15 protein-coding genes and 1 pseudogene are annotated in these 14704 nt (G+C 62.0%); 2 read left to right on the top strand and 14 right to left on the bottom strand.

Going from position 1 to position 14704, the window contains the following annotated elements:
* Positions 1-826, top strand: an 826-nt coding sequence (locus tag ABJO75_RS16725; protein ID WP_348432501.1) for an alpha/beta hydrolase, incomplete at its 5' end; no start/stop codon positions are given.
* Between the two features lie 8 nt (positions 827-834).
* Here ABJO75_RS16725 and ABJO75_RS16720 read toward each other — a convergent pair.
* Positions 835-2046: an aminomethyltransferase family protein gene (locus tag ABJO75_RS16720; protein ID WP_348432500.1), complete on the bottom strand. Its 1212-nt coding sequence runs from the start codon at positions 2044-2046 to the stop codon at positions 835-837.
* Between the two features lie 152 nt (positions 2047-2198).
* On the opposite strand from ABJO75_RS16720, the gene ABJO75_RS16715 reads away from it, so the two are divergent.
* Complete coding sequence (locus ABJO75_RS16715; RefSeq protein ID WP_348432499.1) at positions 2199-3083, top strand: LysR substrate-binding domain-containing protein; 885 nt, start codon at positions 2199-2201, stop codon at positions 3081-3083.
* Between the two features lie 145 nt (positions 3084-3228).
* Here ABJO75_RS16715 and ABJO75_RS16710 read toward each other — a convergent pair whose 3' ends face one another.
* The 13 genes and pseudogenes from ABJO75_RS16710 to ABJO75_RS16650 all read right to left on the bottom strand — a co-directional run.
* Positions 3229-3528 (bottom strand): hypothetical protein, encoded by a 300-nt coding sequence (locus tag ABJO75_RS16710; RefSeq protein ID WP_348432498.1) that lies wholly within the window; start codon positions 3526-3528, stop codon positions 3229-3231.
* Positions 3529-3725: 197 nt separating this feature from the next.
* Positions 3726-4454 (bottom strand): DUF736 family protein, encoded by a 729-nt coding sequence (locus ABJO75_RS16705; RefSeq protein ID WP_348432496.1) that lies wholly within the window; start codon positions 4452-4454, stop codon positions 3726-3728.
* Between the two features lie 124 nt (positions 4455-4578).
* A pseudogene (locus tag ABJO75_RS16700) lies at positions 4579-4880 on the bottom strand (hypothetical protein).
* 17 nt (positions 4881-4897) lie between these two features.
* Entirely contained in the window at positions 4898-9160 is a 4263-nt protein-coding gene (locus tag ABJO75_RS16695; protein WP_348432495.1) for a strawberry notch-like NTP hydrolase domain-containing protein, read from the bottom strand.
* 102 nt (positions 9161-9262) lie between these two features.
* Positions 9263-9415 carry a StaA gene (locus ABJO75_RS16690; RefSeq protein WP_348432494.1) on the bottom strand — a complete coding sequence of 51 codons (153 nt, stop codon included), beginning with the start codon at positions 9413-9415 and terminating at the stop codon, positions 9263-9265.
* The gene (locus ABJO75_RS16685) at positions 9405-9569 is read right to left on the bottom strand and encodes a hypothetical protein (RefSeq protein WP_170850626.1); all 165 of its coding nucleotides are present in this window, start codon (positions 9567-9569) and stop codon (positions 9405-9407) included. Before ABJO75_RS16685 ends, ABJO75_RS16690 begins: the two co-directional genes overlap by 11 nt.
* Before the next feature lie 94 nt (positions 9570-9663).
* Positions 9664-10182, bottom strand: coding sequence for a type II toxin-antitoxin system YhaV family toxin (locus tag ABJO75_RS16680; RefSeq protein WP_008282927.1), 519 nt, complete (start codon positions 10180-10182; stop codon positions 9664-9666).
* The gene (locus ABJO75_RS16675; protein ID WP_005668772.1) at positions 10179-10505 is read right to left on the bottom strand and encodes a type II toxin-antitoxin system PrlF family antitoxin; all 327 of its coding nucleotides are present in this window, start codon (positions 10503-10505) and stop codon (positions 10179-10181) included. Before ABJO75_RS16675 ends, ABJO75_RS16680 begins: the two co-directional genes overlap by 4 nt.
* 124 nt (positions 10506-10629) lie before the next feature.
* Complete coding sequence (locus ABJO75_RS16670; protein ID WP_037239996.1) at positions 10630-11283, bottom strand: hypothetical protein; 654 nt, start codon at positions 11281-11283, stop codon at positions 10630-10632.
* 102 nt (positions 11284-11385) lie between these two features.
* On the bottom strand, positions 11386-11979 hold the full coding sequence (locus ABJO75_RS16665) for a hypothetical protein (protein WP_025042408.1): 594 nt from the start codon (positions 11977-11979) through the stop codon (positions 11386-11388).
* Positions 11980-12051: 72 nt separating this feature from the next.
* Positions 12052-14034, bottom strand: coding sequence for a ParB/RepB/Spo0J family partition protein (locus tag ABJO75_RS16660; protein WP_348432492.1), 1983 nt, complete (start codon positions 14032-14034; stop codon positions 12052-12054).
* 165 nt (positions 14035-14199) lie between these two features.
* The gene (locus tag ABJO75_RS16655; protein ID WP_348432503.1) at positions 14200-14580 is read right to left on the bottom strand and encodes a DUF3768 domain-containing protein; all 381 of its coding nucleotides are present in this window, start codon (positions 14578-14580) and stop codon (positions 14200-14202) included.
* Positions 14581-14602: 22 nt separating this feature from the next.
* The coding region (locus ABJO75_RS16650; RefSeq protein ID WP_121095842.1) for an IS3 family transposase at positions 14603-14704 on the bottom strand (102 nt) is incomplete at its 5' end.

The following is a 14704-nucleotide window of genomic DNA, read 5'->3' as shown; positions in this document are numbered from 1 at the left end:
CGGCGGGCAAAAAATCTGCTTTAGCACCAACGGAATTGCAGTGACGCCGGAGCGGCCCACACTTGTTCTGGTGCACGGTGCCGGAGGGTCCAAACTCGACTGGCCGCAATCTTGGCGGAGTGTGGCCGAGGCGACTGCCCCTTTTGGCCTTCCCTCAATGACGGCTGTTCTGCCCGGTCAAGGGGGGCAAGCGCTGCACGCGCATCCCGTGATTGCGATTGATCTTACGGGCCATGGTGGCTCGGGTGGTCAAAGCCTGAGTGAAATCGACAGCTACGGTGCAGTTGTGATCAGGTTCATTGAAGCGCTTGGTTTAGAAAACGTCTGCCTAGTGGGGCACTCAATGGGTGTCGGCGTTGTCTTGTCAGCCGCGTTGCAATCGTGCGCGCGGATTTCCTCACTCTGCCTGATCGCCGGGGCGGCGCGCATGCCAGTCACACCCGAATTGCTGAAGGGGTTGCAGAACCAAACCGAAGATACCGTCGCCGCCATCGCCCGCTCTTGCTGGCACAAATCAACGCCAGAACACTTCGTGAAGACCACACAGCAAAGGATGATGTCTGCCGGAGGAAACGTTCTGCTGAACGATTTCACGGCATGTTCAAAACTGGACCTGAGCGCAAAGTTGGCAGCGCTTCAAGTCCCGACATTGATCCTTGCATCGCAGGAAGATCGCTTGGTGAAAACCGCTGAAATCAATGCCATGGCGCAAGCTATTCCAAAGGCTCAGCTTCAAATCTTCCATGAATGCGGACATTTCCTTCATGTTGAACGCGCGTCAGTGGCCGCGGCTGCACTCGCAGGGTTCCTTGCGAACGCAGCCTAGTTGCCAAGTCATTCCGCAGCAATGGGTTTGGTCGGGATGTCCACCAGCTTGCCGCGTGGGATCAGGCGGTCAGCGTCATACATCGGCAGGGTGCAGAGCTCACCGCTTTGGGTGGACCCATCGGCGCAGAGTACCTTGACCTGCGTGCCGGGACCCTGTGCGGGGTCGTCCATGCGCACGATGCAGACACCGCAGCCCAGATAGGGCGAATAGCCCGAGGAGCAGACTCGACCGACCTCTTTGCCATCAATGGTCATGACGCGTCCAAGCTGTGCGACACCGCCGGTGACCCGCATGCCCCATGTGCGGCAGGATTTATCGGCGGCCTCCAGCGCTTTGCGGCCAACAAAATCGCGATCATCAAATGCGACAAAACCGCCAAGACCCGCCTCGAACGGCGTCGTGTCCGCCCCGAAATCCGACCCAGCGTTGAGCAACCCGGCCTCGATCCGCCGCGCGCGGAATACTGGTGTTCCGGTCAGCAGAATGCCGAAGGCAGCACCTGCCTCCATGATCTTGTCACCGATGGCGGGGATGTCAGTGTCGGGCAGCATGTAGACTTCCCAGCCTAATTCGTTGGTGAAGCCCGAGCGGCTGATCCAGCAGGCCTGCCCCGCGATGGAAACCTCGGCGCAGTCGAAATAGCGGAAAGGATCGGGCATGGGGCCGTCCAGCACAGCAGCCAGCAAGTCCAGCGACCGTGGGCCTTGAATCTGGCTGACCCAGACATTCGGGTCGTGGATTTTCACGTCCAGCCCTTCGGCGTGTGCCTTGTACCAACTGAACAGGTCGCCGTCGGCCTGCGCCATCCAGAACCTGTCTTCCGCAAGCCGCAGCAGCACCCCATCCGTGATCATGCCGCCATCGTGATAGCAGGCGAACTGATAGGAACAGCGCCCCGGCTTCACCTTGCTGACGCTGCGGGTGAACACTTTGTTCAGCAGGGTTTCGGCATCTGGCCCGCTAATCTCGATTGGCAATTCGCCGGTGTGGCGAAAAATTACGTTGGTGCGCACCGCCCAATACATCTCGTCATCCGTGGCCGTGTCGAGTTTCTCCGGCGTCAGGCGCGAGTTGTAGAGCGTGTATTCGGGATCATAGGGCAGCTCCATGTAGCTCAGCGGATGTGCAGGCATGGTGCGGGCCAATTCGCGCGGGCGCGCGCCCTGATTGGGGAGCGCCTTAGCGACGAAGCGGAAGTGGGAAAGGTCAGTTGTCATATTGTTCACCGTTCAGAGTTGTTAGACGCCTGCGGGTGATCTTCGACAAGGACAGATGGGTGCCACGCATTAAGTTGGCAATATTGGACCAATTGCGCTCAGCGCAAATCTAATGATTTGCACAAGTCGTTCGAAAAAATTAGACAATAATCATGCGCTTTCGTTCTTATGATGCCCTCAAGATCTTTGATGCCGTTGCCCGCACTCTGTCGATGACCAAGGCGGCGGACGAGATGCATCAATCGAAAGGGTCGATCAGCTACCAAATCAACAAGCTTGAAGCCGAGCTAGGCTTTCGCCTGTTCGAGCGCGCGCACGCGAAACTCGAACTGTCCGAGGAAGGCCGCAGATTGTGGCACGTGTCCCAAACGGCCCTGAGCCAGATCGACCGTGAAATCGAAGACCTGCGCGGCACGGCCTCGGGTGCCGTGACCGTTGGCGCACTGACCTATTTCTCGTCGCGCTGGCTGTCACCAAGGCTCACCCGTTTCTTCGAGGCCAATCCCGGTATAAGCCTGCGCATTGAGCCGATCAATTCCGTCGACATGATGAGGTCGGCGAAGGTCGACATGGCAATCCTCTGGGGAATTGGCGGCTGGGAGGGTCACAAGAGCGAACTTCTTCTGTCCCTGCCCGCTGTGCCAACCGCCAGCCGTGCAGTTGCTGAGCAGGTCAGGCAGCTTGGATTGGCCGAAGCGGTCAAACAGCTTCCGCTCTTGGGTGACAGCTCCGGCGATGCGGGGTGGCGCGCCTGGCACAAAGCTGCGGGGCTACCTTACGCCCCCAGCCGATCCAGCCTGACGATCCCTGACTCGGGCAGCCGCGTGCAGGCGGTGGTGGATGGTCAGGGGTTGGCGCTTTGGGATGATCTGATCGCGCCAGAAATTGACGACGGAACACTTGTCAGATTGTCCGACATCCGAGTTGAAAATGCGGGTTACTTTGTCATTTTCACGGATCAGCCGATGTCTCAGGGCGCGCAAGGCTTCTTGGACTGGTTGCGGGCTGAAAATGATCGCAGCGAGAGGCGGGCTTGAAATCCTGTGGACGTTAAGCTCATGAACGGCGGTTTCAGGGAAATTTGCAAGAACACCGCGCGCTCTGCGCTGAATTTACCAAGGTTTTCTGCGTCAGCGAAAGAGGCAAAAGCAAAAAGGCGGGATTGTTCCGCAATTTTCGAATTCATGGATTCAGATTTGCTGCGCGTTGCATGAACGGCTGCTGTTTCCGCTGCCAGGCAGCATAAAACCTTTCGCCGCTTCGGAAAAATCTCTGCTGCGAGCGCACGCAGCGAGAAATCGCCACTTCTGCAATGGGCTGATATTGTTGAAAAACTCCGTTTTTGACGAAATCGGTGAATTTTTTGCCCGTACAGCGCGACCAACTCTTCGAGGCCAGGGGTTCGGCCAAATTGGACTTTTGCCGATCATGTGGCAGCTCACTGCGCCTCATGCCAAATCTCATCTGACTTTTCGGTATCATGGGTTCTTTCCGAAAAATTGCGACATCTGAAATTCGGAGTTTTTCAACAGAATCGGCTCTTCGGTTGCACTAGCTGCGGGCGACACGAACGTCTGCAATGCACGCCGGGTTCATTCAACCACACCAGTACAGAAAAAGGGGAACCGTGATCCCACGGCTCCCCTTTCGGTTCAGATCGTCTCCCCCTCGCGCGCCGATTAGGCGACCAGCGACAGCCCCTTGCCCGCGTCCTGCGGCTGCTCACCACTGTCGATGAACGGGATGATCGAGAAGGTCTGCCCGCCGCGCTGCTCTTCGTTCTGCACGGCGTTGACGCGCAGGTCGCCATCGGGCGTGTTGATCAGCAGCGACAGGTAGTCATTGCCCGTGCGGTTGCTTTTGGCCATCCACGCCGAGCCGACGCGGATCGGCGTGCCCCGGGGCGAGCTGACCTCGATCCGGTAATCGGGGTGGGTCTCCTCGGATTTATAGCTGTTCTCGATCAGCATGAACTCCAGATCGAACATCATGTTGGCGATGTAGCCGGTGAAGGCGTTGTCCGCGTCCATGGCGGTGAGCTCGCCCGAGATCGAGCCGGATTTCATCAGGCCGTTCGAGACCAGCGGGATGATCTCGAATTCGCCGCTCTCGGCCGCGCGCGCCTCTTTCGTCTGCACCGCGTTGACCCGGAACGGACCCAAGCCGACATCGATCTGCATCGAGATGTAGGGATTGCCGCTGGTATTGCCGGTCTCGTTCCAGGCCGTGCCGATGCGCACCTTGCGGCCTGATTTGTTGACTGCCGTCACGTCGTAATCCGGGCTGCGTTCGGACATCTTCGGGCGGTTTTCAAGCTGGATGGCGATATCGAAACGTGTCGAATGGATCATGCCGGTGTACTGAGCGGCTGCGGTCTCGACGTTGCGGGTGAGGGTTCCTGCTAACATGGGATGGTTCCTTTTGGATTGGCCGGTGCCTGACGTTCTTGCCAGCGCATCCGGGATTGCTTTCTCGACCCCTTGAGGGATCACAAATCAGAAAGCCTGCTTTCCTTTCAGCCCCGCCCACGGGTCAAAGCTGCCGTCCGAGTGGGAATGCCCCCGCGCCTCCGGGTGCAACGCCCCGCCCTGCCCGTCTGGTCTTGATTGGCTGCCCGGATTTTCCGCGCCGTCCTCCGATCGCGCTATGAAGAACTCCGCCGCTTTTCCGTTCAACCCGTGCCCGCCCCGGTCGGTCAGACCGATGCAGCTACCATTCGGCAAATAGGTGATGAGGTACTGACCGAGCCGATCTTTGTGCACAACGTACCCGGTATTGGCCCAGTGAACGGTCTGGCCGGCATCGACGGCGGCCTTGATGTCTTCGAGTGTCATGATCTTTCCCCCCTTGCCTATTCTGCTGCTAATGAAGCGGCATCTGGTGCCTGCCTCACGATCCGGGCCAGAATGGTTCCCGTGTCGATCCCGTCCCCATGCGGCAGGAACACCCGCAGCTGGAAGGCAATGATCTCGGTGAAACACCCCATGGCCTTGAGGCCGTCGATCATGCCCCGATCCGCACCGCCCAACTCAAGGCGCATCTCGCCTGCGACGCGGCGACGGGTCAGGGTCAGACCCCGGCCCAGATCGACAGGCGCGGTGGTGCCGAGGGCGGCGGTCAGCATCTCCCGCGGTGTTTGCGGATTGGAGACGAGGAAGCGTGCGCGTAACGCTGCCTCCCCTTCCTCGCTCAGCGTCCGCCCGATCATCGGCGTCGCCCCGTCGGGCGTGACCCGGTAGATGCGCTCATTCGTGGTCGGAATATCCTTCCAGATCGGCAGCAGCAGCCCGGTCAGCAGGTAGAGCTTGGTCGTGGTGGTTTTTGGCAGGGATGCAGCCTCGGCATCCCAAAGTCCTGCAAACTCGGGCCTGCTGATCTCTTCCCAGGCCGAGGACTCGAACCGCGCCTCCTCCAGATAGCTCGACCCGTTTGGCCGCACCACCTTGCGCATCAGCGTGACGATGTCCTCGTCATACATCTGCATGGGCCGCGCCGAGATCAGCGCCGCGCGGCCGGAAGCGCGGTTGACCATGGGCAGCTTGTCGGGATTGCGCGACAGCGCGTCATCCGCCGACAGCACGTGCACCGGGTCCGTCACCTCAAGTCCGATGATCCGCGTGACCGCACCGGATTTCGGGCAGGTCCAGAGATCCTCGGTGGAGACCTGTTCGATCTTTTCGCCACGCAGGGTCTCCACGCCGAGATCGAGCGTGCCGGCCGCGCGCGCCCGTTCGGTCTGATCAGCGATCCGGCGCATGAACTCGGCAAAGAGCGCGTTCTGCATGTGGATGGGAAGGGCCAGAACCCGGTTCAGAAACCGCTGGATCGGGGGAAGCTCCTCAAGGAGCACCCCGTCCTTGTCGATCAGCCGCAGGGCCGTCCAGTCGGTGAAGCTCTCGTAGCTCATCGCCTCAGCGCGCCCGGCGGCAAGATCGGCGAAATACCCACGCAGCGCCGCCCGTGCGATCGGGCTTTCGAGATTGTCCTCCTCGCGGAACATGCCGTGCGAGCCGGTCTCGCGCTGACCCTTGGTCAAGGCCCCCAGCTGGTCGAGGCGCTTGGCTATAGTCGAGGTGAAACGCTTCTCGCCATGCACATCCGAGGTGCAGACCCGGAAGAAGGGCGCGCTGACCTGAGCCGAGCGATGCGTGCGCCCGAGCCCCTGGATGGCCGCATCCGCGCGCCAGCCGGGCTCCAGAAGATAGTGCCGCCGCCGCTTCTGGTTCTTCGCCGTTTGTGCCGCATGATAGGACCGGCCCGTCCCGCCCGCATCGGAAAAGATAAGGATATCCTTTTCGCCGTCCATGAAGGCTTGGGTCTCGGATGAATTGCTGCTGGCGGCGCGCTTCTCGATGAAGAGATGACCATCCTCGGCCTTCAAAGGGCGGATGGACCGACCCGTGACCTCTGCGACGGCCTCGTCGCCAAAAGCCCAGAGGATCTGATCGAGCGCCGAGGGGATCGGCGCCAGCGTCATCAACTCCATCATGGCCGCATCGCGCAGGGCGAGCGCCTCGCGCGAGACGACGAGCGCGCCGGTCTCATCCCGCAAGGGTTCCGCCACCATATTGCCGTCGACCTCGACCAGCTTTTGCGCATGGATCGGGAAGGCCTGTTCGAGGTAGCCCAGGACGTAATCGCGCGGCGTCAAGGCACCCTCGACGAGTTCATCCTCGGGGTCCATCGTCTCAAGCCGGCGTTTCAGCAGGCTCTCGCCTGTCGAAACCACCTGGATGACGCAAGCCTTGCCCGCTGCCAGATCGTCCTTGATCGCGCGGATGATGGTCGGGGCTTTCATGCCCATCAGGAGATGGTTGAAGAAGCGCTGTTTCGTGCTCTCGAAGCGGGACTTGGCCGAGGCGCGAGCGGCCGAGGCATTGGTCTCGCCAGAGGCGTCGTTGACGCCGGTCGCCGTCAGCGCGGCTTCGAGATTGTGGTGGATCGTTCGAAACGCACCCGCATAGGCGTCGTAGATCTCGATCTGGGCCGAGGTGAGCGCGTGTTCGAGCACGTCATATTCCACGCCGTCGAAGCTGAGGGCGCGGGCAGTGTAGAGCCCGAGCGTCTTGAGATCGCGCGCGACCACCTCCATGGCAGCGACACCGCCGGCTTCCATCGCAGAAACGAAGCTCTCGCGGCTTGGGAAGGGGTATTCGGGGCCCTGCCCCCAGAGCCCCAGCCGCGCGGCATAGGCCAGGTTGTGCACGCTCGTGGCACCCGTGGCCGAGATGTAGAAGACGCGAGCGCGGGGTGCTGCCAGTTGCAGCCGCAGGCCAGCAAGGCCCTGCTGGGAGGGTTTGACCCCCCTGCCCTGCTCGGACCCGGCCGCGTTCTGCATGGCATGGGCCTCATCAAAGGCCAGTACGCCTTCAAAGTCTTCGCCCATCCAGCCGAGGATCTGGCTCAGTCGCGTGGTGCCGCATTTGCCCGCGGACCGCAGCGTGGCGTAGGTGACGAAGAGGATTCCGTCGCCCATCGGGACGGGCTGATCCGGTTTCCATTTGGAAAGTGGCTGAATGTCGGCAGGCGAGCCGCCGAGATCGGTCCAGTCGCGGATCGCGTCCTCAACGAGCGTGGCGGATTTGGAGACCCAGATCGCCTTCCTGCGTCCGGCCAGCCAGTTGACAAGGATGAGCCCTGCGCATTCGCGCCCCTTGCCGCAACCGGTGCCGTCGCCGAGGAAGTAACCAAGGCGATAGGCCCGTGCATTAGGGTCATCATCGGCGCGCGTCAGCTTGGTCTGGTCGTCATCGATGATAAACCGACCGGGCAGGTCGCGCCCATGGGCATCATGCGCCATGATGATGGTCTCGAGCTGCGCCTCGGAGAGATCTCCCTCCTCGATCAACCGTGTGGGCAGGCGCAAGTCATCACTGCCCGTGTTTGAGGGCATGGGCGGGGCAACCGAGGCCATGGCGATGCTTTCAACGAGCGGCGTGGGATGTTCCTGCGCACCCGCGATCTCGATCCGCTGCGGACGGTAGCGCGCATAGATGTCCGAGACCGGCGTGTTGTCGCGCGGGATATCAAGGCTCGTGAAAACTAGCGGGACAACGGCATTGGCCCGGGGTTTGGAGGCGGCGACAGGCGCAGCGGCGGTCTTGCGCGGAGCAGAGGATGGAACGGTCGGCCGCCCGTTAGGGATCGCCGCTGCCTGTTGTACGGGGCGCATCTCGGTCCGGGTCGCGGCCACAGCATCAACATATGCCAAGGCTTCATCCAGATCCCGCACAGGGACGCGGATCATTTCGCCGCCCTCCTGCACCTTGTCGAAGACCATGAGCTGGGTTTCGACAGAGGTGCCGAGCTTGCGGTAGACCTGCCCCGGCATCGTCAACGCCAAGCGCGGCGTCAAGAGACCGCAGGCGCGGGACCAATGCGCGGCATCGCGTTCGGGCGTGAATCCCGGCGGCATGATCGCCACAAGCCGCCCGCCGGGTGCCAGACGCTTTGCAGCCGCGATGAGATGCTTGGCGGCGATGTGTTTGTCCCGGGAGCGGTCGACCGAGGAGGCGAAGGGCGGATTCATCACCACGACGTCGGGTAGAAGCGGCGACTGCAGCAGATCGTCGATATGCTCGCCGTCATGGCCCGTCACCTCGCCGCCGAAAACCGCGCGCAGGAGGCGCTGGCGAAAGGGGTCGATCTCGTTGAGCAAAAGCGTGGCACCAGCCCGGGCGGCGAAAGCGGCCAGTGCACCGGTGCCCGCCGACGGCTCCAGCACGGTCTCGCTCTTGCGGATCGCCCCGGCCCGCAAGACCAGCGCCGCGAATGGCAGCGGCGTGGAAAACTGCTGCAGACGGATCTGCTGCTCTGACCGGCGGGTTTCCGTCAGCAGCCGCGAGGCAAGCAGCTTTGCAGCGGCGATGTCATCTGCCACGCCGTTCCCACGCAGCAGCACTTGGACAGCCGCGGCCTGCATCAGGTCATAGGCCATGCGCCAGTCCCAGGCACCGCCGGCATCGCTGCCATGAAACGTCTCGCGCATGATGCGCGCGAGCGCTGAGCTACGCAGGGGTTGGTGGTCGATCTCCGCGCCGATCTGCGCGAGCGCAGAGGCGAGGTCAGGGTGGGAGATCGAGAGAGCCGGGTTTGCCGGTTTGGGCTTGGTCATGGGGGTTTCCTTTGGATTAGGGTCTGAGTTCCAAAGGACAAAAAGCCCACTTTCGCTTTTCAGGGTGACGGGGGTCAGACCGCGCTGACCTCCAAGGCTTGCTCAGGTCTTGGGTTCGACCTGCCGCTTCGCATCAATCAATGCCTGTGCGGCCTGCATAACCTGAACCTGAGATGTTCCCGTGCATTCCTCCTCCAGCGCGGCCTGCACCTTCGCGCGAAACCACGCGTCATACGAATTGACATCAGCCGCCACGGAAATGCTCCTCGAGCCCGATATCCAGCAGCTTGCCGAGGTCATCGGGCATGTCTGCAACGTGCACGGCAATTGGGAAACGGTGCCCCGTCAGGTCAGGCGCGCATTGCTCCTCTAACCCGAGGTGCTGCCTATCCTTTTCCGCCTCAATCATTGTGCTTTCTCCGACCGTATTATCAGCCGATGCTACATCTTCCAGCGGGGCGTCGTAAACGATAATGCCAAAGGGTCACAGCAAGCTGGCCCACTTACCGATCGGGCACCGCTTCAAGGGAAGTTTCGAACCGCTTGCCCGCCGCTGCAGCTTCTTTCAAGAGCGCGTCGAAATTGTCAGGTGGATTGCCATCTTCCAACATCCCTTTGAACGTCGCATAGGCATCCGTCTTGCTGCCGTAGGCGCGCAGGGTCTTGTCGTCGTTCACCCAGGCCACCACGATGACCTTCGCATCGCTGTTGAACCGATAGAACAGCCGATACTGCTGGAAGAATTTCGCCCGGAACCAGTGCTTGCGGTGATCGCCGAGTGTGCCGCCTTGCCGGAAGGCGGCGGCACCCGGATCTGCCGGTATGGCCTCGGTGACCAGCTTGAAAATGGCGGCCAGCCGTTTCGTCGGGTTTTTCTTGCGCCAGGTCTTAGGATCGCGTGCCTTACGCGCCTCGACCTCTTCAATCAGCCCTTCGAGCTGATCCAGAAAGAGCGGATGCGCATAAATCGACCATCCGTTTACGACAAGGGGCGCTTGGGCGGGCACGCTATCGCCGCTCATTCATCCTCGAGTGATAGCGGCGCATCGAGATCGACGTCAACGTCTCCGACCAGTGCTGCAAGACGGTCATGCAAAGCCCCATCGAACGCCCGAATGCGGTCCGGATGCGCCTTGATATCGGCCTCGACAAAATCGAGAAAGGCTCCGAGCACGGGATCTTCCTCGTCGCTGCGCACGGGCTCGATATAGACCCTGCCACTCGGCTCGGTGCAGTAACGAATCTGGTCGCCCTTGCCCAGCTTGAGCTGTTTGCGCACACCCGCCGGCACGGTCGTCTGATACCGATCCGTGAGTTTCGAGACATCTTGTGCGAGGGCTGTCATGGCAGTCTCCTGAAGAAAAGGGTCTTTGCTGCCCGCGATAGGTAATGCATTTGCATTGCCTTGTCAAGACAAGCCGCAGCATCTGCTGTCGCCGGGCAGGTCGATGAACCGTCCGGCGCAGGACCTAATTTCGCCCCGCCAGGAACTCCGCCAGCACCGGGCTAGCCGCACCTTTCGCGGAGCTGAGCAGCTCCGAACCCGCAAGCGAGGCCTTCGACAGGCGTACGAGCCCACCAGTTTCCTCGATGCGGTAGCAGCGGCGCTTTTGCCGCCCGCGCCTGTAGTGGGTCGCGGTGACAATCTGGCAGGTACTGCCATCGGTGAGCGTCACAGGTGCTGCGAGCCTGATCTTGTCGCCTTCCTCGTAGTCCGGGATCGCAGCCCAGTCCTGGCAGCGCTGGCGCCAGGCATGAGCATAGCTGTCCGGGTCTTTCAGGTCGGAGAGGAGCTCGATCAGCCCAAGGGGAGCACGAGACTCGTTCGGGCCAGCACTTTCCTCCATGTCCTTGTAGCCCCAGCAGCCGTCATCGTATCGGGTGAGGAAGACAGCACCGAAAGTGATGGAGCCATCCGCATCGGTGACATAGGTCGTGTCTTCGACCGGCGAGCCATCGATACTTGTGACCTTTGCCGCCGCGTACCAAGTCGAACCCACCTTGCAGGCTTTGACCAGTTCCGTCTTGCGCCTATCGCTCTCGAAGGTGCAGAGCCGGGCAATCTCCGCTTTCTCATCCGCGTAGGTCTGGACGCGGCGATCGGTATAGAAGAGCCATCCCATCTCAGAGTCCTTTCTCTCATTGGGGAAATTGTTGTCGTCAATGTCCCGAGAGGGCCGCAGGCCTGGCAGGGTATTGGCGATGCTTGTTTGAGAAAGGGCGCGTTACGCCGCCCTCCGGTCATCGATTTCCATCAGCGCATCGAGCGGCACGCGGTAGGGCTGCATGGCGTCGAAATCCTCGCAATTGCCGCAGTTCTGCACGATCGCGAAGGTATCGCAGGCATCCTTGAGGATGACCCGGAAGGTGCCGCCGAGGCCCGAGGGCACCTCGTAGGTCCCGCCGATGAGATAATCCGAGGCCCGGCGTACGAAGACGCGGATGCTGTGGCCATCGGTGGCGAGCCGGATCGCCCCCCGCCCCCGGTCGATGAGCACCTGCACGTCATCCAGGATGTCGGTGTAGAACTGGCCGGTCAGATCGCGAAACGCCATGCGGCGCTGCGCCATCCAGTCGGTATCCCGAAACGGGTTCATGCCGTCGGCGAAGGCGAAGGAGGGATCTGCCTGTTCGGTGGTGACGATACGGGTGGTCGTGCCATCGATGCCGTTTGAGCGCAGATGCACACCATTGCCGACGATCAGGATCAGGGCGGGCCTGTCCACGGGCCCGTTCCAGTTGGGCAGGAAGGTCTTGCAGGCGCGCGCATGGGCGATCTGTGCCGCAACAGCGGACGCAGAGAACTTGAGAATAGCCATGGGGATGTCTTTCGGTTGGGTGTGGGAGGGTCGACCCGCGCGGGAAATGCCTCGCGCGGGTCGCGTGAGGACTCAGGCCGCTTGCGCGACCTCGCTGTCAGGCTCGGGAGATTCCGAGGCGGGCTCCGCCTCATCACAGACGACACCGGCGGTCTGCATCATCGGCGGGCACCAGGCGGCTACGGCAGCGCGCTGCGCGTCCGTGAGTGTGGCGAACGGCTCTGCAAAGAGCTTGTCGCAGAAGGCGACGATCTCCTTCTTGCTCGACGAGGCCAGCGTCACCGCCTCCTGGGCCAGACCCAGATCCTCGCCGAGGATCTTCAGGAGCCATGCCTTTTTGAAGCGATTGAAGAGCGCCGCGTTCGGCGTCCAATGCGCGCGGATATCGGGCATGATCTCGATCTCGAACGCATGCATCAGGCTGTCGCGCTGGCGGTCCCGCGCGAAGCAGGACTGCGTGGTGCTGGCCGTGGCATAGGCGACGAGCTTGGCCTTCTCCCCTGCTTCGAGCGCGCGAAACGCCGCGAACTGATCGGCGGGCGGGCGGGTATCATCGAGCCACGAGAGGTCCAGCACATCATGCGCCGCGGCCACCTGCGCGAGGGAGGTCTCGTCAATCTCGTCCATCTTGGCGTGGTTGCGGTATTCCTTGCGGGCATCGATCTTGATCGCCTGCGTGACACTCATGCCGCTGGCCAGAACGTCGCTCACCAGCTTGAAGAGCGTCAGATCGAGCGTGGCTTCCGGATGCAGCGCCATCGCGGCGCCAAGGGCCATGGCCCGCTCGGTCTTGAGGTCCTCGGCCAGTGAGGCTGGATAGGTGATTTCGCCGGCGTCCGGGGCCTCTTCCCCGGTCGGGCTAGCCGAAGAGCCGCGCGCGCCCTCCTCTTTCACGGTGTCTTCCGGGCGGACGAGACCAACATGGAGCGTGATCTGCCCACCCTGCCACGACGCGATCACCCCGGACCGCGCGAGGTCCTCGGTGCTGTAAGCCTCCTGCAGATCGCGGGCTTCCTCTTCCAGAGCGTCCACGCGCTCGTAAAGGGCATTGTAGGCACCGTCCTCGAGCCCCTCATCCTCCATCTGGAGCTGCAGTTTATCAAGCTCGGCAGTGATCTCATCGATGCGCTTCTGGGCGGATGCATCCGGCACGATCGGGCCGGGATAGACGCGGCCATAGTCGGCCATGGTCGCGTAATCATAGCGCACCATCGCATCGGCCCAGGCGAAGCCCAGCCTCATACGGGCGTCCTCGGCGGCTGCACCGAGCTTCTCAAGCAGGATGGTCTCGACCAGCGCCGCATCCTCGAGCACGGAATGCTCTTCCAGAAGGTCAGCCGCGACTGCGCCGCCACGCGCCTCGTAGTCCGCGCGCACGAAAGCCCCGATATCATCGCTGACCTGCACCCCGCGGGATTTGAGCGCCTGTCGAACGGTATAGGCCTGTAGATAGCCGCCGTCCTTCGTGAGCGCCTCAAAGATCTCGCGCTGCGCCTCCTGGCTCGGGTGCTCGGCGAAGGCCTTCATCGTGTCGAGCGTGATCACCTTGGCCCGGGCCGCGGCGCGGATGTCGGGGTGGATAAGGCCATAGCGCAACCGGCCTTTCACGGCCGCCACCGTGGCGCCGAAGGTCTTTGCGATGGTCTCGGGCGTCTGGCCGTCGACCTCCATCATCCGGGCGAAAGCCTCGAACTCGTCGATGGCATTCATCGGTGCCTGGGTGATGTTCTCGGCCAGCGACAGCGCCGTGGTGACGTCGCAGTCCTCCGGCACAAGGCGGCAGTCGACCTTGGTTTTCGCCGTGAACCCCTTGCTGGCCTTGTCGGCGATCAGCTCCTTCAGGGCTGCATGGCGCCGGCCACCAGCGAGGACAGCATATTTCCCGTCAAGCTTCTGGACCAGGAGCGGCTGGAGCAGGCCCAGCACAGCGATACTGGCCTTCAGATGCGCGATGTTCTCGGGGTCATAGGTTTCCGGCGCGTTGCTGCGCACGTTGGCTGGATGCGGGACCAGATCGCCGATGGCGACGGTGAGAGGGGCAAAGCTTGTGGTCATGGGATATCCTTCCAGGTGGGTGAGATGCGGCCCGCGCGCTTGCGCGTGACCAATCCCCGGCTTCAGGGATCACCAAGACAAAAGGCCCACTTTCCCTTTGAGGGGTCAGTGGGCCTTCATCGCCTGGGGTATCAGGAGGGGGAGGGGGAGGAGCCCCCTGCCCTTCTACCAGTCGCGCGCCAGCATGATGGTCAGCACGCGCATGGTGGTGGCGGGATTGTCCGGGGTCTCGGCGCCATAGCGGAAGTCGGAATCCGCTTCGTACAAATCCAGTTTCCAGAACACGGTCTCGCCCCGGATCTCGACCGCCCCGAAATCGTGCCAGCCCTCGGGATCATTCTCAGGCTCGAACGTGGCAAACTCACCGGTTGCCTTGACCGCCTCGGCCATGAAGCCATCGCTGGCCTCCATTAGCGAGCGGGTCACATGCATCCGGCCCTGGATGGGCTGGGCGGGCGGCACTCCAAGGCACGCGAGCTTGCGAAACGCGTCGTTCTGCGCCGCGATCACACTCGGATCCGGACGGTCTGTGGACCTGTCGCGTATTTGTGCCGCCCCAAGTGCTCGTTTAGGCCACTTTTCGCTCGAAGGCGACGGGGCTTTTCCAGCCCAATGCTGAGTGCCTTCGGCGTGGATTGTAGAAGCCGTTGATGTATTCGAAGATGGCCAT

The sequence above is a fragment of the Sedimentitalea sp. genome, assembly GCF_039973035.1.
GTDB lineage: Bacteria > Pseudomonadota > Alphaproteobacteria > Rhodobacterales > Rhodobacteraceae > Sedimentitalea.
The sequence above is the reverse complement of the archived record's forward strand: the minus strand, read 5'-3'. Positions and strand labels throughout refer to the sequence as shown.

Bases quoted from the DNA above. Each gene is read 5' to 3' on its own strand.
- ABJO75_RS16660 (WP_348432492.1), bottom strand. From the start codon at position 14,034: ATGACCACAAGCTTTGCCCCTCTCACCGTCGCCATCGGCGATCTGGTC.
- ABJO75_RS16695 (WP_348432495.1), bottom strand. From the start codon at position 9,160: ATGACCAAGCCCAAACCGGCAAACCCGGCTCTCTCGATCTCCCACCCT.
- ABJO75_RS16710 (WP_348432498.1), bottom strand. From the start codon at position 3,528: ATGATACCGAAAAGTCAGATGAGATTTGGCATGAGGCGCAGTGAGCTG.
- ABJO75_RS16705 (WP_348432496.1), bottom strand. From the start codon at position 4,454: ATGTTAGCAGGAACCCTCACCCGCAACGTCGAGACCGCAGCCGCTCAG.
- ABJO75_RS16665 (WP_025042408.1), bottom strand. From the start codon at position 11,979: ATGGCTATTCTCAAGTTCTCTGCGTCCGCTGTTGCGGCACAGATCGCC.
- ABJO75_RS16715 (WP_348432499.1), top strand. From the start codon at position 2,199: ATGCGCTTTCGTTCTTATGATGCCCTCAAGATCTTTGATGCCGTTGCC.
- ABJO75_RS16720 (WP_348432500.1), bottom strand. From the start codon at position 2,046: ATGACAACTGACCTTTCCCACTTCCGCTTCGTCGCTAAGGCGCTCCCC.
- ABJO75_RS16685 (WP_170850626.1), bottom strand. From the start codon at position 9,569: ATGATTGAGGCGGAAAAGGATAGGCAGCACCTCGGGTTAGAGGAGCAA.
- ABJO75_RS16670 (WP_037239996.1), bottom strand. From the start codon at position 11,283: ATGGGATGGCTCTTCTATACCGATCGCCGCGTCCAGACCTACGCGGAT.
- ABJO75_RS16675 (WP_005668772.1), bottom strand. From the start codon at position 10,505: ATGACAGCCCTCGCACAAGATGTCTCGAAACTCACGGATCGGTATCAG.
- ABJO75_RS16680 (WP_008282927.1), bottom strand. From the start codon at position 10,182: ATGAGCGGCGATAGCGTGCCCGCCCAAGCGCCCCTTGTCGTAAACGGA.